The sequence below is a fragment of the Klebsiella sp. HC6 genome (genome assembly GCF_022605325.1).
Lineage (GTDB): Bacteria > Pseudomonadota > Gammaproteobacteria > Enterobacterales > Enterobacteriaceae > Klebsiella > Klebsiella terrigena.
In genome coordinates, this window is sequence record NZ_CP093276.1 from 1,578,031 (window position 1) to 1,595,452 (window position 17,422).

Genomic DNA, 17,422 nt, shown 5'->3' on the forward strand with positions numbered 1-17,422 from the left:
GACGAGATGAATTTATTTGAACGCCTGATGTATCCCCGCTTGTGCAATGAGCAGCCTGGTGATGGCGGCGCGGCACCTGCTGCATCTGAACCATCACCGAGCCCGGAGCCGGCCGAACAAGCACAGGAGCCGGCGGCAGAAGCGCCACCTGCAGATCCTGAAAAACCGGAGCCATCTGGCGACAAGCCAGAGCAGGGATCCGATAAAGACAAAAAGCCCGAAACTCAGGCGCCTGAGAAATACAAGCTTACGGCACCTGAAGGCACTGAGCTTGATTCGAAAGCCGTTGAGCTCTTCGAACCGGTAGCCCGCGAGCTGGACCTGACGAATGAGCAGGCGCAGAAGCTGGCCGGACTGTGGCCGCAACTGCAGGAACAAATGCAGCAGCGCCAGGCGGAATCCTGGGGGGCTCAGGTAGAGCAGTGGGCCGCAGATACCAAAGCCGATAAAGAGATCGGTGGTGACAAATTAACGGCATCGGTAGGCCATGCGCAAAAAGCGCTGGATACCTTCGCCTCTAAAGAGTTCCGCGAGTTTCTGGATACCACCGGGATGGGCAACCATCCGGAGATGGTCCGGGCATTCGCAAAGGTAGGCAAGTTGATGAGCGAGGATTCGTTTGTCATGGCCCACAGTAGTGACGGTCAGCGTAGTGCGGCCGAAGTGCTTTATGGCAAATAAGAGAGGGTATAACCATGGCTGTTAAAGGCTTAACTGCGCTGACGCTGGCTGACTGGGGTAAGCGCATCGATCTGAACGGTAAAATCGACAAGATTACCGAACTTCTTTCCCAGACTAACCCGATCCTGCAGGACATGCTGATTGTGGAAGGCAACCTGCCTACCGGGCACCGTACGACCATCCGCTCTGGTCTGCCGTCTGCTACTTGGCGTTTGCTGAACTACGGCGTGCAGCCGAGCAAATCGACCACTGTGCAGGTTACCGACGGTATCGGCATGCTGGAAACCTATGCGGAGATCGATAAATCTCTCGCTGACCTCAACGGGAATACTGCTGAATTCCGCCTTTCCGAAGACCGCGCCTTTATTGAAGCACTGAACCAACAGATGGCTCAGACCCTGTTCTACGGTGATTCCAGCGTCAACCCGCAGCAGTTTATGGGGCTCTCATCCCGCTACTCCAGCCTGAGCGCTGGCAATGCTCAGAACATTATCGATGCCGGCGGCACTGGCACCGATAACACGTCTATCTGGCTGGTTGTGTGGGGTGAAAACACCGTCCACGGCATTTTCCCGAAAGGGCAGAAAGCAGGCCTGCAGATGACCGACAAAGGCCAGGTAACTCTGGATGATGCGACCGGCGGTCACTATGAAGGCTATCGCACCCACTATAAGTGGGATAACGGTTTGAGCCTGCGTGACTGGCGCTATGTCGTCCGCATCGCAAACATCGATATCAGCGATCTGGAAGACGCCTCCGCTGCAGCGAATATCGCCAAATTGCTGGTGAAAGCACTGCACCGCATTCCTAACCGCGGTATGGGTCGCCCGGTGTTCTATATGAACCGCACCGTAGCCCAGGCGCTCGATACCCAGGCGCTGGAGAAATCCTCGCTGGCTATCAGCGTTAAAGAGACCGAGGGCGAATGGTGGACCAGTTTCCGCGGCGTGCCGATTCGCGAAACTGATGCGCTGCTCGAAACCGAAGCTCGCGTCGTTTAACCCCTGACTATAACCAGCGGCCCGGCAACGGGCTGCTAACTGGAGAGAGAATTATGATCCTCGACAAGCTGTTGATGTTCTCCGAAGCGCAGGCGGTTACGGCTACTGCTGCTTCTACCGACGTGATCGACCTCGGTCCGATTGACGGCACTCGCCGTGATATTGGCGTCGGTTACCCCCTGGAATTCTGGGCCCTGGTTAACACCGCTGCCACCGCTGCTGGCGCCGCAACCGTCAACGTTCAGTTGCAGACCAGCCCGGATAACAGCACCTGGACCACTATCTATGATAGCGGCGCGCTGGCGCTGGCGGCGCTGACCGCGGGTAAACGTGTCGTGTCGGCTAAGGTTCCGCAGGGTGTGCTGCGCTATCTGCGCGTCAACTACTCCGTAGCAACCGGCCCGCTGACTGCTGGCGCGTTCACCTCCGGTATTAACCTGGATGTTGATGCAAATACGCCGTATCCGATCCGCTCCAAAGTGACCGGCTAAGGTGGTGGACATGTCAGGTGAAAAAGCTAAATACCGCGTCCTGCGCCTGTCGCATATTCACAATAACCTATGGCCGGAAGGTGCCGAGGTTGAATATGACGGCGAGCCAGGCACGGCGCTTGAGCCTCTGAACGATGCGGCCGTTGAGGCTAAAGAAAAGGCAAAAGCGGGGGGCTCTACCGTTAAAGCCAATAAGCCTCTGAACGATGCGGGGGCTGATGATGATCTGGATAAACTCCGCGAAGAGTATGAACTGCTCTTTAACGAGAAGCCTCATCACAACACCAAAGCCGATACGCTCCGCGAGAAAATCGCAGAGAAGCGAAAAGATTTAGGCGTCTGAGCCTCGGAATAAAACAAGGGGCTTCGGCCCCTTTCTTGTAGGAGTGTTCTATGGAAATGGTCAATCTCAAAACAGGCACTGATAGCTACCAGGATGAAAGCGGCGAGACGAAAACTCGCGATGAATATCCCTGGGGGCTTTGCATCACTCTGAATAACGACACGCTGAACAAGCTGAAAGCTCAGCCGCAGAATGTCGGGACAGAAGTGATGATTACTGCTAAAGCGGTGATTAAAGGCATCTCTGCCCGTGAAGGCGATGATGGCACTTTCCGCAGCGCGGATCTGCAAATCACCGATATGGCGCTGGCCCCGATTTCAGGTGAAGCACCGAAGACGACGGCCCAGACTCTGTACGGTGAAGGGGGCGAATAATGGCCTCAGTGATCAATATCTGCAACATCGCGCTGGCGCGTATCGGCAATAGCCGGACGATGAACAGCCTCACCGAAAAGACCAAAGAGGCATATACCTGCAACCTGTTTTATGAGCCGCTGCGCGATGCAGTGCTGGCGGACAACGACTGGAACTTTGCTATGTCCCGGGTGCTGCTGGCAGACCTGGGCGACCCGGCGCCGGGCTGGTTGTTCCGCTACCAGTACCCGACGGATTGCGCTCGCATATCTGCTATTCTGCCGCGGGGATACTTCGGGCCTCATCACGCGCTGCGGCATAAGCCGATTTTCGAAGTAGGCAGCAATGAAGACGTGACGTCTCGGGTGATCCACGCCAACGAGTCGCAGGCCATGCTGCTGTATGTTCGCAGTATCACCGATCCGATGATGTTTGATGCCCTGTTTGCCGATGCGTTGTCTTGGCGCCTGGCGGCTGAAATAGCGATGCCGATTTCCTCTAATGCCAGTCTCGGGCAGCAGGCGATGGCCAACTACCAGCAGGTGCTGGCGGCGGCAATGCAGCGCTCCCTTGATGAGTCGCATGAACCAGAGCAGCCTATGTCTGATCTCGCCAGCGTGAGGATCTGCTGATATGGCCTATTCACTGATTCAGCCATCACTCGCTGGCGGCGAGATTTCACCATCCCTGTACGGACGTGTCGATCTGGAAAAGTACCAGACATCCCTGCGCCGCTGCCGCAACTTCATTGTGCGACAGTTCGGCGGCCTGGATAACCGCCCGGGGTTCCGGTATCTCGGCAGTGCCAAATATGCCGACCGCACAGCGCGGCTGATCCCGTTTCAGTTCAGTGTGTCGCAGACGTATGCGCTGGAGTTGGGCGATTACTATTTCCGGGTCTGGTCGAATGGCGCGCTGGTAACCGATGATGGCGGCAGCCCGATCGAGGTGGCGACCCCCTGGCCGATCGCTATCGTGTCTGAACTGAAATTCACGCAGTCAGCTGACGTGATGACCGTTTGCCACAATAACTACCCGCCGATGGAGATCCGCCGCTACGGTCAGGCAGACTGGAGAACCGCAACGGTAAGCACCACAAGCGGCCCGTTCCAGGATATCAACACGGATGACGATGTCACCGTCTACGCCAGCGCCAGAACCGGCACGGTGACGCTGACGGCATCCAGCAGCATATTCAAAAGTTGGCACGTCGGGAAACTGTTCTACATGGAGCAGAAAGCCGTAGACAGCGTAGGACGCTGGGAGACCGACAAAGATATCAGCGTGGGAGATGAATGCCGCTACCAGGAGAACTACTATCGCTGCGTTGATGGCGGCGCTAACGGCACCACCGGCACTGTGGCGCCGACGCACACCACGGGCGATTCGTGGGATGGATGGGGATACGGCGGACGCAACGGCGTACTTTGGCGTTATCTTCACAGTGGCTTCGGTGTCTGCCGTATCACTGCTGTAGCTCCTGATGGGCTGACGGCTACCGCCGACGTTGTGCCCCGCCAGGACGGGGAAATAGAACTTCCCGCTCAGGTGGTCACCAGCACTTTCGCCACATACAAATGGGCTCATTTTGCCTGGAATGATAACGACGGCTACCCAGGCACCGTAACCTACTACCAGCAGCGGCTTATTTTCGCCGGCAGCACCGGTTTCCCGCAAACAATCTGGTGCAGCCGCACCGGCGATTATCACAATTTCTACCGCTCTAACCCGAAAGTTGACGATGACGCGATCACCTACAACTACGCTGGCCGCCAGCTGAACAAAATTCTGCACCTGCTCGATGTCGGGCAGTTGATCGTGCTGACCAGCGGTGGGGAGTTTAAAGTCACCGGCGACAGTAACGGAAACATCACCGGCACCGGCGGTTTTGCGATGTCCGGTCAGTCATTCAACGGCAGCAGCGACCTGGCGCCGATTAACGTCGGCAGCGTGGCGCTGTACGTCCAGCAGAAGGGATCCATCATCCGGGACCTGTTCTATTCCTTCGACCAGGATAGTTTCCAGTCCAGTGACCTTACGCTCCTGGCGAACCATCTTTTCAACGGATACACAATTACAGACTGGGCGCTGTCCGTGCAGCCGTTCAGCGTTGCCTGGTGCGCCAGGAGCGACGGCCTGTTGATGGGGCTCACCTATTTGCGGGAACAGCAGGTGTATGCCTGGCATCCGCACCCGCTGACGAATGGCTATGTCGAGTCGCTCTGCAGCATCAGCGAGGGTCAGGAGGATGCGGTTTACGCGCTGATCCGCCGCACGGTTAACGGCGCCACGGTTCGCTACATAGAGCGGCTGGCTACCAGGCAGTTTACCGACCAGGCCGATGCGTTCTTTGTTGATTCTGGCTTGTCGTACGACGGCGGAAACACCGACGCATCACGCACGATGACGATCGGCAGCGCCGGCGGCTGGACGTATCATGATGAAATGACCCTGACCTGCAGCGCGGCGTATTTTGATTCCTCCAGCCTCGACTACCAGATCCACATTCCGTACACCGAGGACGGCACCAGCAAATCCATGCGGCTGGATATCACCGAAGTGGTTTCGTCGACAGTTGCGAAGGTGCTGGTTAACCGTGATGTGCCGGCGGCGCTTCACGGCACTGAGCAAGCTACCTGGTCGGTTGCGCCGAAGGTGATCTCCGGGCTTTCTCATCTGGAGGGACAGACCGTTAGCATTCTGGCAGATGGAAACGTTGAGCCGCAACAGGCTGTTGCTGGCGGCTCTGTGACGCTTGAGAATCATTCCTCTGTGGTGCATGTCGGCCTGCCGCTGTCTGCGCTGATCGAAACTCTGGACGTGAACGTAGCGAGCCAGGCTACGCTGCTGGACAAGACCAAGCTGATTAACCAACTCTGCGTGATGATAAACCATGGCCGCTCGGTAACGGCGGGAACCGATGAGGATCACCTGCTGGAGTATCCGCAACGTGAATGGGAGTTCTACGACGATCCGGTCGGTCTGCGCACCGGCATCATCGATATGAATCTCGATGCAGACTGGTCGCGTAATGGTCGGGTGGTTATCAGGCATGATGACCCGCTGCCGTTGGGCGTGCTCGCCATTATCCCACGCGTGACGGTAGGGGGCTGATATGCGCAAGGTTGAGATAGTTCCGGTGACCGAAGAGCATATTGCCGCCATGCTGCCCCATGTCCGCCAGGCTGATCGGGACGAGTTTATAGCGGCGGCCGGGATGCAGCCTGCGGAAGTCATCGTGCGCGCCATGAAATCGGCTTCAGTTTCAGCTGCAGGACTGATTAACGGTCAGGTGGTCACCATATTCGGCATCAGCCCGGCATCAATTATCACCGGCCGCGGCATCCCGTGGCTGGTAAGTACCGACCTGATGGAGCAGCAGCCTGTTACTTTCCTTCGCCATTGCCGCCCGGTTCTGCGTGACATGTCACAAGGGTATCGCTTCCTCGAAAATTACGTTGATGCGCGCAACCACGCGGCTAAAGCCTGGCTTCACTGGTTGGGTTTTCGCCTCGAGGATCCCGCTCCGTATGGCCTGATGGGCTTGCCTTTTCATCGATTCACAATGGAGAACAAAAATGTGTGAGCCGACCTCTGCAGTTTTAGCTGTGACTGCTATCGCTGGTGCTCTTAGCGCTTACAGCCAGGTTCAGACCGGCAAGGCTAACGCCGCCATCGCAAACGCCAATGCCGACGCGCAGGAGCAGGCCGGGCGTGACGCAGTTAACACCGGCAACGACCAGGCGTACCAGCAGCGTATGCAGGCGAAGCAGGTGGCGGGGAAACAGACTGTTGCTCTGGCGTCCGGCGGCGCCGACCTTACCAGCGGTAACGCCCTGGATCTGACCACAGAGACTGCGCAATTCGGGCAACTTGATGCACTGACGACGATCAATAACGCCCAGCGGCAGGCAGCAGGTCTGCAGTTCCAGGCGGGAGTTAGTCGGGCTCAGGGGAAGCTCGACAGGCAGAGCGCAAATCTCGGTGCGGCCACAACATTGCTGAACTCTGTTTCTCAGGGATATAGCGCCTACAAGACAACTGGTGGCACATGGTCGCCATTTGCTAAAAAATAAGAGGGTAGACTATGCCAACCGTTCCGCAGTATCAGCGCCATAGCCAGACGCAGGCAGCCCCGGTAATGACCGCAAATCTACGCGTGCCGGAGAACCCCCTCGTACAGGGTATCCAGCAAGCCGCCGGTACCGCCGTTAACCTAATAGCGGAAGAAAAGCGCAAGGCTGATGTGGCGCTAAGTCAGGATGCGCTGCTGCAACTTAATGAATTTGGTGATGACCAGATTAACAACCCTCAGAACGGGCTGATCACCAAGCAGGGTAAAGCTGCGCTGGGCCAGGGCGACGTGGTCATGCAGAACATGCAGCAGAAGGCACAGGACCTGCTCGGTACCCTGCCGGATGGTGAAGCGCGTCAGCAACTGGCGCTACAGTTCCGGCAATCGCTGCAGTCCTACCAGAACCAGGCGCGCCGCTATGAGGTGAACCAGTTTCAGCAGTTCCAGGATCAGCAGTTTGCCGCTATCAAGCAGAACGTTGTTACGCAGTCTCAGGGATTGTACGGCGACAATGCAGCGTTCGTTAACACAGTGAAGATGGGTTTCGACTCGATTGATCAGTATGCTGCAGCGCACGGATGGAGCCAGGAGCAAATCGTTGCCGAGCGCGAAAAGTTGAAAGAGCAGGCGGCAGACGGTGCATTAAGCACGGCGGCATCCCAGAAATACCAGCAGTTTATGCAACAGAATGGCGAGCCGGGTGATAATGACGGGGCGCCGCGCGTAGTCGCTCACGGTAACTCGTCAGATGCCCGCGGCGTTCGCAATAACAACCCTGGCAACATTGAAGCCGGTTCTAACTCCTGGGATGGCCAGGCTGGCAGTGATGGCCGCTTTGCTAAATTTGTCACCCCTGAACATGGGATCCGCGCGCTGGGCAAAAACCTGCTGGCGTACCAGCGACAAGGTTACGACACAGTTAGCGAGATCGTTAATCGCTGGGCGCCAGCCAGTGACGGGAATAACACGCAGGCTTATATCGCGGCCCTTTGTAAGCAGTTGAGTGTCAATCCTGATGATCAGCTCAACATGAGTGACATCAACACGCTGCGGCAACTTTGCTCCGGGATCATCAAGCATGAAAACGGCAAACAGCCATACAGCGAAGAGCAACTGAATACTGGCGTGTCGGCAGCACTCGGGTTAAACACTCTCGAATCGGCAAAGCGGTATTCAGGCAATGCTGCATTCGATGCTGCAAGCCCGCAGCAGCAGGCGGCCTATCTGCGCCAGTCCAATGAGCTGCGCAATCAGGCCCGTACGCAGTTCAAGGCCCAACTGGTTGACCGCGTGCAGGATGCATCAGCTGCATACCTGAAGGGGATCCAGTTTGATAGCCCGCCATCACAGGGCGACTTCATCAACGCATACGGCTATCGCGAGGGCTCTCAGCGCTTCAGTGATTTCGAAAACCTACGCGTCGCTGGGCAATATATCGGCTCTTTCCGCACAATGCCTACAGCATCCATTCAGCAGTACGTTGGCGATCTGAAAAATCAGGTTGGTAACGGCGAGGGGCTGTCCGGGCGTGCTGCAGCGTACGACCATGTGCAGGCCGCAGCTGATCGAATTATCAGCCAGCGTAAATCCGACCCGTACCAGGCGGCGGTGGACATTGGCGCCTTCAAGCCAATCAGCAACGGGACGCCGGAAACTATCGCTGCTGAGGTTAAAAACCGCTTTGCAGCGCAAGACCAGTTAAAGGCCATTGGCATCACCGCGCCGCTGCTGTCTAAGCAGGAGACGCAGGGGATCACCGATGCCGTGCGTAGCACCACCGACGTTAACCAGGCTGTTAATCTTCTTCAGCAGTTTGGCAGGACTTTGCCGCCGCAGGCATTGCGAAGCGTGTCATCTTCTATTGCACCCGGCAGCCCAGGAACCGCATACGCAGCGCTGCTGCTTGGCCAGCAGGATAACCAGTACGACAACCGCAGCGGCATCATCCCATACAGCCAGTTCGTATCCTACAAGCCGACGCTTGATAAATATGATGTCGCTAAAACGGTGCTGGCCGGTGATCAGATGCTGAATCCCACTAAAGCGATGAAGGATGCGGGGATCGGCGCGGTCAGCATTCCTTCAGATGAAAAGCTCAAAACCTACTTCGACAAAGAGGTCGGCAACGCCTTTTCCTACAGCGCGCAGGCGCGGCAGGTGGCGTGGGGTAATTTCCGGTCAGCATACGCGGCACTTGCCTATCAGTCCGGCGATGCATCTAAAACTAATACGGTCTCTCCCGACAGTGATATTGCAGAGAAAGCCGCGCAATATGCTACTGGTGGCGTGTACAAAGGGCTGAATGGCAGTGATGTAGTGATGCCATTCGGTATGGATAAGACCACCTTCCGGGACAGGTACACGGCCGCAGGGCGAGAGGCAATGACGCAGGCGGGATTAAACCCTTCATCGTTGGAAAACTTTAAGGCGGTCAATGTCGGCAATAACCAGTATCGCCTCGTCAACGGCAGCGGCCGCTGGGCGACAGATCCGCGGACTAACCAGCCGGTCACTGTGAGGGTTGAATAATGTCAGACCTTTTTTCTCTGGTCCCGGAGGGCCAGGTATGGCTGGATGATCAGGCACAGGAAAAACCTTCACGCCCTGAAGACTTCGAACCGTCAGCATTTCAGGGTGGCGCGTCGGCATTTTTCCGCGGCGCCGGAGAGGGTACTTTGGGCCTGGCTCAGTCTGCCGTAGGATTCAGTAAGCGACTGATCAGTGACCCGGCATTTACCGACAATGTCGCACCTACCATCAACATCTTCCGCGTCATGTTCCCGGATGCCGACAAAGCGCTGAATGAGTCATATGACGATTTCGGTAAGCAACTGAGCAGCGCCAGGGAATACATCAAGCCCGAGGCCGGAAGTCAGGGCATGGCCGCCCAGGTCATTCACGGGTTGGGCCAGTTTGCGCCGGCGATCGGGGCTTCAGTTATTGGCGGCCCGGTGGTCGGCGCAGCGACGGCGGCGGGAAGCACTTACGAGCAGGCCTATCAGGATGCTCGAGCAAAGGGTGTTGATGAACAGACCGCGCGCGCCGTTGCCGCAGAGCAGAGCGGATTTAACGCGGTGGGGATGGGGTTACCGGCGGCGGTCGGCGGTGGGCTGGCGACGCGGTTACTGTCTGGAGTAGGTATCAATACGGCATTCGGTGGCTTAAACCGCTTTGCCGTCGGTGAGACGCTGGAAGAGAACGGCTATGCAGATATGGCTAAGCAGTACCGTGTGTTTGACGGTCAGGCCATCCTGATCGATTCCGTGCTCGGCGCGGCATTCGGTGGGGCGCATCACTTCGCAGCGCGCGGTAACTCCGTTGACGCCAGGGCCGATGCGCCGCCGACAATTGATGACGGAACTACGCCGCTGCCGGATACCACGGTAACAGCAGAAACGGCACCTCCTGACCAGGCGGAAGTTGCACCTGCGCAGGAATCTGGTGTTGTGCCTGATGCTGATGCTGATGCTGATGCCAGTGCGCCAGGTGCGACGTATGATTCACGGCTGGCAGAATTGCAGCAACTGGCCGGGCAGGTTTTATCTCGTGGTGACCGTAAAGCTCTCACCGACGAGATACATCGGGCAGAGTATGAAATTGCACGGATAGGAGAACAGCGCCAGGCACTGCGTGACCAACGCGCGGGGAACAGCAGCAGCCGCCGCATTCGTAATCGTGAACTGACAGTGCTCGAGCAGAGAGAGCAGGAAATTCAGAGCAGGATTGATCCCAGCAGGCAGGCACTTGCAGACAGCACACCCGGCGGCCGGTTCTACGATGCGCGCTCTGATCTGTCCAGACTGGAGCAAGGCATTATCCCGGAGAGTATGCGCGGACTGATCCCGGAATCATCAACCAGGCCCAGCGATATCGATGCGGCGCATTCCCTGAATGAAGGGCTGCATTATGATATTGAGTCCGCGCCGGTTCTGCACGGTAGCGAAGCCAGCATTAACAGCCACGTTGCGGCGATGGATGAGGCCGCAAGGCAATTGATGGCCGGGCAGCCGGTGAATGTCGGTATGCAGGCGCGCGGGCTTGATGGCGTTGTGCGTCCTGATCTGCTCGTCGATGCATCAGAGCAGCGCGCAGCGATGGAACAGGTATATCGTGAAAACGGAATACCGGTAACCATGGTAGATGCTGGCAGTGAATCGCCGGCGAGAATGACCGACAATAGCGCCTTTACCGGGAAAGAAGACAGTTCACAGGTCAGCGTGGATCCCGATACGGGAGAAACTATTTCCTCAGGTAGCTACGACCTGATGGCGGCGCGCGATCTTGCCGGCGTTGAGCCGGATATCACCGTCGCTCATCCTGACACTGGGCAGCCGGTGAAGCTTTCAGAACTGCTCGCCGATCTGGACAACCAGATCGCCACCGTTAAAAACGAATCCCGCGCCTACTCTGTGGCCGCTTCCTGCTTCCTGAGGAATCCGTGATGAAACAAGCCTGTATTGATGCCGTAGCCAATACGCTGGGGCGCCAGCCGAAAGCGGACGAAATTAAAAATATCGAAGACCGCATTAAAGATGCCGTGCGCGTCATCGCGCGCCGCAACGCCAGGGAAGGGAAGACCGGCATCCCTGACCCGGAAACCTACCGCCAGGCGGCAGAACTTGCCGCTGCGCAGGCTGTGCATGCGGTATTCAAAAAACGCCAGCGCGTGGCGCAGAATGCCATTGCGATCGCCAAAGTTCGCGAGACGCTGAGTAACGCCATACCAGAGAATGAGCAGACTCCGATAGCGCTTCAGCAGTTTGTTTTTTCCGGGCGCCGCGGGCGTGACGGACAACAGGACATTAATGTTGTCTCCGCAGAAGAGATGGCTACCGGCGCTTACCAGGACTGGACGCGGCAACTTTCCGCAGAACTGACAGCCGCCGGCGACGATGTACAGAAATTTTTTTACCAGAGTCAGGCGCTCGGGGAGCAGCGTCTACGCAATTATTTTCCGTTTGACCGGGAAGCGTCACGTTCTGGACAGTTGCAGATCCTGAAAGAGATTTACGGCGAAGATACCGGCAACCCGGCGGCGAAAAAAATCGCTAAGGTCTGGGGCGATGTCACTGGTCGGGCCCGGCAGGAAATGAATGATTCCGGGTTTGATATAGGCCTGCGTGATGACTGGCACCTGCCATACGTTGATGATGCCGAGCTTATCCGCGCCGCCGGGCGTGATGAGTGGCTTTCATCTCTTCCGCTGAATGAGCGCGCTGCTGCAATCGTTGCTGGCCGACAGCCCCCGCAGGACTTCGCGCGGCAGGCCTGGGTTGATGACGTATGGAACACGCAAGACCGATCGCAGTATGTGAATCTCGACGGCAGCCCGATGAACGATATCGAGTATCGCCAGGCGCTGGAAGCCATCTACGAAACCAAAGTGACGGAAGGGGCCAACAAGATTGACCCAGGATCCTTTATGGGAAGCGGTGGCATAAAGAACCGCGGATCACAGAGCAGGGTGATGTCGTTCAAGGATGCACAGTCGCATTTTGCGTACATGGAGAGATACACCCAGCAGCCGGTAGTAGGTGTTATGATGTCGCACCTGCAATCTTCGTCACGGGATCTCGGCGTTGTAAAGGCGTTTGGTCCAGACTCGGCCAACAACTTCAAGCTGCTGATGGACCAGATTTATCAACGTGCGACGTCTACCGCCGGCGGCGGCCATGATGTCGGGACGATGAATGATCAGCGTCAACTGGTAGAGCGGATGTTTAACTCTATGGCCGGTCTGAACGGGGTTGCATCGTCAAGCGTTTTTTCCTCTGCTGTCGGTGGCCTGCGTAACCTGATGACTTCGGCAATGCTCGGTACCAGCGTGTTCACCGCCGCCAGTGATCAGGCCATCATGCGCGCCAATGCGCAGGCGCTGGGCTTCGACCGCAACGGGATGCGGCTATCGGCCAATACTCTGCGCAATCTCTTTAACGGCGATGCGAAACGCGCCAATGCTGAGCTCGGTCTGCTGGTTGATGCGCATGCCGCTGTGGTATCGAAGATGGGAGGCTTTGACCTTTCCCGCGGCATCACTGGCTGGTTCGCAGAGAAGACACTCAAATGGTCCGGGCTGATCGCAATGGACCGGGCAAACAAGGCCTCTTTCGGCCTGCTGATGTTTAAAAATATCGGCGAGCTATCCCGTAAATATAAATCCCTGGATGCGCTGACCGGTAGTGATCGTGCGGTGCTGGCTAACAAAGGCTGGACGCCGGAAGACTGGGCCATAATGAACGCCGCCGAGCTGCGGCCGCTGACACCTAACGGCCATAAGGGGATGACGCCCGACGCGATCTATGATGTTCCCGATGAGGCTATCCGCAATATCCTGGCTGACAGAATAGAACAGGTTCGCGCCGGTAGCGATCAGGCGTTGGCGGCGCTGGGCGATATGACCGATGCTAAACGTCAGACGCTGAAAGAGGCCTTTGACGCCGAAGTTGAGCAGACGGTAAGCCGTATGGTGCGCAACGCCCGTGCTGACGCGGCACAGCATCTCCTGGGGATAACCCACGGTGAGATGACCAGCGCTGTCACGACGGCAACCGGGCTGGATACGTTTGCTCGTGATACTTCCGGCGATCTCCTGAAAAGCTTTATGCTCTTCAAAACAACGCCAATGGCCGGCATGCGGCAACTGGTAACCCGCGCGCAGGATCTAGAAACGTTGCCGGCTGTAAAATATCTGGCGTCCTATATTGCCGGTACCACTGTGGCGGGGATGTTCGCCAACCAGATGAACGCGCTGCTGTCTGGAAATGACCCTCTGGATATGACAAAGCCGCAGACGTGGCTGCAAGCGTTGCTTAAGGGCGGATCATTCGGTATTTACGGCGACTTTCTATTCCAGGACCATACGCAGTATGGCTCCAGCATCGCCGGTATCGTCGGCGGCCCTGTGCTTGGGTTTGCCGAGCAGCTTTCAAAAACGATACTGACGAACTCGCAGAAAGCGATGGCCGGAGAAGATACCACTTTCACAGCTGATGCATTAAAAACCGCCAGGATGATTACGCCGTTTGCCAACCTGTGGTATACAAAAGCGATAACCAATCACCTGATCCTGCAGCAACTTCAGGAGATGGCAAACCCTGGGTATAACGCCCGCGTGCGCGACCGCGCGATGCGCGAGTTCAATACAACGAGCTGGTGGGAGCCTGGCGAAGAAGCGCCACGGAGAGCTCCGGATTTAGGTAAGGCGGTGGGTGAATGAAATCTATAGAAAAAATAGAAATGCTTTCAGGAATGTTATATTCCGCGGAACGTAATAAAAAAATAGCAGGATGGGCTTCTGTTACTTTTTTAGTGGTTTCTATCGGTGATGTTATTTTCCGATACTTATATCAAAGTTCGGCGCTCTTTGAAGGGATTATAGTTGGATGCGCTATAGGCTGTTGGGGTATGAGTTTAGAACATGCATCGGAAATAAAGAGAATGCTTGATAAGCATTGCTACCAAGAGTTTGGTAAAGATTTTGAATCTTCAGTCGATAAAATCGCAGAAATAAGGGATGAAAACTATAAAAGGTCTTTAATATGAATAAGATTATACTTCTTGCGATTGCACTTGCTGTATCTGGTTGCCAAAGTGCTGCTAAGTTCAAAGAAAACATGGCATCTTGGAAAGGACAATCCATTGATGCCATGATTGAAAACTGGGGATATCCTAATGGTGAGCTAACTTCTCCTGACGGCAACAGGGTTTACGTCTATTCCAAGTCTGGATTTTTAACTATCCCGGAGACAACCACATATAACACAAATGCATATTCGGTAGGGAATAGTGTACATGCAACAACAAATGCATATACAACAGGTGGTTACTCTGTTGACCTTGCATGCACTGTTTTTGTAGAGTTCGGGGCAGACAAAATAATAAAAAACATTAGTTGGCGTGGTAATAATTGCGTTTCATAATTTTTAATAAGGCCGCTGCGGCGGCCTTTATCATTTCAGTTGCTGCTTCAACTGCAGGGCGCAGTAGTCGAGGTGGGTTTGCAGGTCCCGCATAGAAACCTGCGAGCTCGTCACGTAGTTGACCAGCGCAACCAGTTCGGCGGCCGCGCCGCCGACGTCGTGCCCGTCCGCTTCAAGCTCTCTTAAAAGGTCCATAAGTTTTGACCTCTCAACCAGAGATCGGACGCCCGCCGGCGTGTGAATTCTCTCCGTGAACCCATCTTCGAGTGGATGATGGTACTGCTGCGGCATTAAGAAAACTCCTGAAATAACTGTATATATATACATATAGCAAAACAAAAGACGCATTTCCAGTGCTGTTTTATTTACCATTAAGGTAATAATAGCGAGGTGATGTCTATGTTTTATTCATATATGGTTTGATGGGTAATAGAATGTCTCTAATGCACGCGCGCCAGCGCTGACCACTGGAGCAAACTATGACAGTTTCAACGCAGGTAAGCCGTAACGAGTACACCGGGAACGGCGCCACCACGCAGTACGATTTCACGTTCCGCATAATGGACAAGAGCGATCTCTTTGTTCAAACGCTCGACACATCAGAAAACATCACGACGCTGACGCTTGACGTTGACTACAGCGTTACCGGCGTCAACCGCTATCCTGGCGGTAAGATTGTACTCAATACTCCGTTGCCTGACGGCTATAAAATCTCTCTCGAACGTAGCGTTCCGGCAACTCAGGAAACCAGCATTCGCAATCAGGGCGGTTTCTTCCCGGAGATCCACGAAGATGCATTCGATAAGTTGACGATGCTGGTACAGCAGATCGATGGATGGTGGTCTGGTCTTGCCCTTAAAAAACCCTCATGGCTGGCGAATTACTACGACGCGCAGAATAACAGAATTCGAAACCTACGTGACCCGTCACAGGCGCAGGATGCGGCAACGAAAAATTACGTGGATGTTGAAGTTGCGCAAGAGGCTGCCGAGCGTCAGGCTGCTGACGATAATCTTCAGTCTCAAATAAGCGTTAATCTGCAACGCACTTTACGCGTACCAGAAAGCAGCATACCTGTATTGTCGCCTGTCTCAGCCAGACGAGATTCAATCTTTGGCTGGGATAGTCAGGGCAGGCAGATACCGGTATTTTCTATGACGGATACCGCAGACCTCGCCATTAAACTTGCCTCAGATGAAGAGGGGCTTGGCGGCGATCTCGTAGCTGATACATCATATTTTTCTGTAAGAGATGTCCTTTCCCGGATGAGGACGCTTGCTGATGTTGGGGCCCCCTTGCCATATCTCGGCTATGACTCAATAAATGATGCCGCTCTTTATAATGCGATGGGGGAAGCCTCAGACCGGCATTTATTACTAAACGGTGGGCTGCATATTGCTGGCCTTTGCGGTAATGGTATTCGACGAAATGCGGGCCTTTTTTCTGTTCGCGCAGGGCAGCCCGTTCCGGGTCAGGGCTTTAATATCCCGTTAATGGGGGTGGCGAGCGCACAGGAGCTGCGCGCATATGATATTTATGAATCGGTGCCGGTTTACCTGGATAACACCAGCCCGGAACGGCAGAGCTATCACAATGTCGCCAGCGCAAATTATACCGCCACAACGGCGCAGATTGACCCCGTTGTCTATGCCATGACGCTCGCAAAATTAGAGGTGGGTTACTATATCAGAACGATGCATGCACCGTATTGCATCGGTCTGGTTCAGGATGTTAATGCGGTCACCGGTATTATTACTGTCGATATGTGGGCCGACTCTAAAACATCAACAACCACACCGGCGAGCGGAGTGGGTCTTTATACGGAATACATCACCAAAATTTACGTAGCGAACCTCAACCTTTTTGTTACCGAAAACTCTGATATCACCAATGCTACCGGTATCGAGATGGGGCTCTCGTCGAAAAAGGCCGTAACGGGCAGTATCGTGGGTTACGATACCGTGACCCTGCCGAACTCCACCCAGAACATCACAGCGGCGTATTTTGCAAGAAGCTCCAACCTGAACGGTTTCGGATTTACCTACGGTTTCAGGGCTCAGGATTCGCAGATTAACTTTCACTCTGCCAGCACGGAACTGTACGGGCGCACGCCTAGAATTGGCTTCAGTGAAAACTCTGATGCAATCGTTGGCTCCCGCTTTGGTACAAAAAATATCTATTCCATGCTCTGGAGTTCCAGTGACGATTTAACTGATGTAACCCTGGCTAACTCAACTATGGCTATTGGGCCAAACGGTCAGAATTACAGGAGGTTTAATCGCACATTAATCATTTCTGCCGATGTGTCCCTTAGTGGATGGTATCCGGATATATGGGTAACCGCTGCAGGAGTGACTATCACAATGCCTCCGGCGGCATCTCATCGTGTCGGACATGGTTATGAGATGGTATTAGTCAGTCCAGGGACATATAAAATAACCGGTGATGTAAACGTTAACGGGAATACGCCTTATACATTTACCACCACCATCGCCAGAAAAACGATTAAGGTCAAATTCGATGGTTCAACATGGCAGGTATTTGACCATGTATCGTAAG

At 55.1% G+C, this 17,422-nt stretch carries 16 protein-coding genes; 15 read left to right on the plus strand and 1 reads right to left on the minus strand.

Features of this window, described 5'->3' with window-relative positions; translation table 11 throughout:
- Positions 1–6 precede the first annotated feature (6 nt).
- Genes MMW58_RS07815 through MMW58_RS07880 form a run of 14 tightly spaced genes read left to right on the plus strand, consistent with a single transcriptional unit; the run spans position 7 to position 14,863 of the window.
- Positions 7–681, plus strand: coding sequence for a peptidase (locus MMW58_RS07815; protein ID WP_241723060.1), 675 nt, complete (start codon positions 7–9; stop codon positions 679–681).
- 14 nt (positions 682–695) lie between these two features.
- Entirely contained in the window at positions 696–1,682 is a 987-nt protein-coding gene (locus MMW58_RS07820; protein WP_241723061.1) for a major capsid protein, read from the plus strand.
- A 53-nt stretch (positions 1,683–1,735) separates the two neighbouring features.
- Positions 1,736–2,173 carry a Bbp16 family capsid cement protein gene (locus tag MMW58_RS07825; RefSeq protein WP_241723062.1) on the plus strand — a complete coding sequence of 146 codons (438 nt, stop codon included), beginning with the start codon at positions 1,736–1,738 and terminating at the stop codon, positions 2,171–2,173.
- A gap of 10 nt (positions 2,174–2,183) precedes the next feature.
- A complete protein-coding gene (locus tag MMW58_RS07830; protein ID WP_241723063.1) occupies positions 2,184–2,516 on the plus strand; it encodes a hypothetical protein in 333 nt (110 codons plus the stop codon).
- A 50-nt stretch (positions 2,517–2,566) separates the two neighbouring features.
- Positions 2,567–2,890 (plus strand): capsid staple protein, encoded by a 324-nt coding sequence (gene gp10, locus MMW58_RS07835; protein ID WP_241723064.1) that lies wholly within the window; start codon positions 2,567–2,569, stop codon positions 2,888–2,890.
- Positions 2,890–3,501: a phage connector family protein gene (locus tag MMW58_RS07840; protein WP_241723065.1), complete on the plus strand. Its 612-nt coding sequence runs from the start codon at positions 2,890–2,892 to the stop codon at positions 3,499–3,501. Before gp10 ends, MMW58_RS07840 begins: the two co-directional genes overlap by 1 nt.
- A 1-nt stretch (position 3,502) precedes the next feature.
- Positions 3,503–5,983: a phage tail protein gene (locus MMW58_RS07845; protein WP_241723066.1), complete on the plus strand. Its 2,481-nt coding sequence runs from the start codon at positions 3,503–3,505 to the stop codon at positions 5,981–5,983.
- Between the two features lies 1 nt (position 5,984).
- Positions 5,985–6,455 carry a hypothetical protein gene (locus tag MMW58_RS07850; RefSeq protein ID WP_241723067.1) on the plus strand — a complete coding sequence of 157 codons (471 nt, stop codon included), beginning with the start codon at positions 5,985–5,987 and terminating at the stop codon, positions 6,453–6,455.
- Complete coding sequence (locus MMW58_RS07855; RefSeq protein ID WP_241723068.1) at positions 6,448–6,945, plus strand: hypothetical protein; 498 nt, start codon at positions 6,448–6,450, stop codon at positions 6,943–6,945. Before MMW58_RS07850 ends, MMW58_RS07855 begins: the two co-directional genes overlap by 8 nt.
- An 11-nt stretch (positions 6,946–6,956) precedes the next feature.
- A complete protein-coding gene (locus MMW58_RS07860; RefSeq protein ID WP_241723069.1) occupies positions 6,957–9,473 on the plus strand; it encodes a hypothetical protein in 2,517 nt (838 codons plus the stop codon).
- Positions 9,473–11,386 carry a hypothetical protein gene (locus MMW58_RS07865; RefSeq protein ID WP_241723070.1) on the plus strand — a complete coding sequence of 638 codons (1,914 nt, stop codon included), beginning with the start codon at positions 9,473–9,475 and terminating at the stop codon, positions 11,384–11,386. Before MMW58_RS07860 ends, MMW58_RS07865 begins: the two co-directional genes overlap by 1 nt.
- A complete protein-coding gene (locus MMW58_RS07870; protein ID WP_241723071.1) occupies positions 11,386–14,160 on the plus strand; it encodes a hypothetical protein in 2,775 nt (924 codons plus the stop codon). Before MMW58_RS07865 ends, MMW58_RS07870 begins: the two co-directional genes overlap by 1 nt.
- Entirely contained in the window at positions 14,157–14,486 is a 330-nt protein-coding gene (locus MMW58_RS07875; protein ID WP_241723072.1) for a hypothetical protein, read from the plus strand. The genes MMW58_RS07870 and MMW58_RS07875 overlap by 4 nt, the downstream gene beginning before the upstream one ends.
- Positions 14,483–14,863, plus strand: coding sequence for a hypothetical protein (locus MMW58_RS07880; RefSeq protein WP_241723073.1), 381 nt, complete (start codon positions 14,483–14,485; stop codon positions 14,861–14,863). Before MMW58_RS07875 ends, MMW58_RS07880 begins: the two co-directional genes overlap by 4 nt.
- Positions 14,864–14,893: 30 nt before the next feature.
- On the opposite strand, the gene MMW58_RS07885 is transcribed toward MMW58_RS07880, so the two are convergent.
- A complete protein-coding gene (locus tag MMW58_RS07885; protein ID WP_241723702.1) occupies positions 14,894–15,190 on the minus strand; it encodes a hypothetical protein in 297 nt (98 codons plus the stop codon).
- A gap of 152 nt (positions 15,191–15,342) precedes the next feature.
- Between MMW58_RS07885 and MMW58_RS07890 the strand changes: the two genes are divergently transcribed.
- Positions 15,343–17,421 (plus strand): hypothetical protein, encoded by a 2,079-nt coding sequence (locus MMW58_RS07890; protein ID WP_241723074.1) that lies wholly within the window; start codon positions 15,343–15,345, stop codon positions 17,419–17,421.
- The last annotated feature ends 1 nt before the right edge of the window (position 17,422 follow it).

Coding starts and splice junctions, on each gene's coding strand:
- MMW58_RS07890 (WP_241723074.1), top strand. CDS start 15,343: ATGACAGTTTCAACGCAGGTAAGCCGTAACGAGTACACCGGGAACGGC.
- MMW58_RS07820 (WP_241723061.1), top strand. CDS start 696: ATGGCTGTTAAAGGCTTAACTGCGCTGACGCTGGCTGACTGGGGTAAG.
- MMW58_RS07830 (WP_241723063.1), top strand. CDS start 2,184: ATGTCAGGTGAAAAAGCTAAATACCGCGTCCTGCGCCTGTCGCATATT.
- MMW58_RS07875 (WP_241723072.1), top strand. CDS start 14,157: ATGAAATCTATAGAAAAAATAGAAATGCTTTCAGGAATGTTATATTCC.
- MMW58_RS07840 (WP_241723065.1), top strand. CDS start 2,890: ATGGCCTCAGTGATCAATATCTGCAACATCGCGCTGGCGCGTATCGGC.
- MMW58_RS07825 (WP_241723062.1), top strand. CDS start 1,736: ATGATCCTCGACAAGCTGTTGATGTTCTCCGAAGCGCAGGCGGTTACG.
- MMW58_RS07880 (WP_241723073.1), top strand. CDS start 14,483: ATGAATAAGATTATACTTCTTGCGATTGCACTTGCTGTATCTGGTTGC.
- MMW58_RS07885 (WP_241723702.1), bottom strand. CDS start 15,190: ATGTATATATATACAGTTATTTCAGGAGTTTTCTTAATGCCGCAGCAG.
- MMW58_RS07865 (WP_241723070.1), top strand. CDS start 9,473: ATGTCAGACCTTTTTTCTCTGGTCCCGGAGGGCCAGGTATGGCTGGAT.
- MMW58_RS07845 (WP_241723066.1), top strand. CDS start 3,503: ATGGCCTATTCACTGATTCAGCCATCACTCGCTGGCGGCGAGATTTCA.
- MMW58_RS07870 (WP_241723071.1), top strand. CDS start 11,386: ATGAAACAAGCCTGTATTGATGCCGTAGCCAATACGCTGGGGCGCCAG.
- MMW58_RS07850 (WP_241723067.1), top strand. CDS start 5,985: ATGCGCAAGGTTGAGATAGTTCCGGTGACCGAAGAGCATATTGCCGCC.
- MMW58_RS07855 (WP_241723068.1), top strand. CDS start 6,448: ATGTGTGAGCCGACCTCTGCAGTTTTAGCTGTGACTGCTATCGCTGGT.
- gp10 (WP_241723064.1), top strand. CDS start 2,567: ATGGAAATGGTCAATCTCAAAACAGGCACTGATAGCTACCAGGATGAA.
- MMW58_RS07815 (WP_241723060.1), top strand. CDS start 7: ATGAATTTATTTGAACGCCTGATGTATCCCCGCTTGTGCAATGAGCAG.
- MMW58_RS07860 (WP_241723069.1), top strand. CDS start 6,957: ATGCCAACCGTTCCGCAGTATCAGCGCCATAGCCAGACGCAGGCAGCC.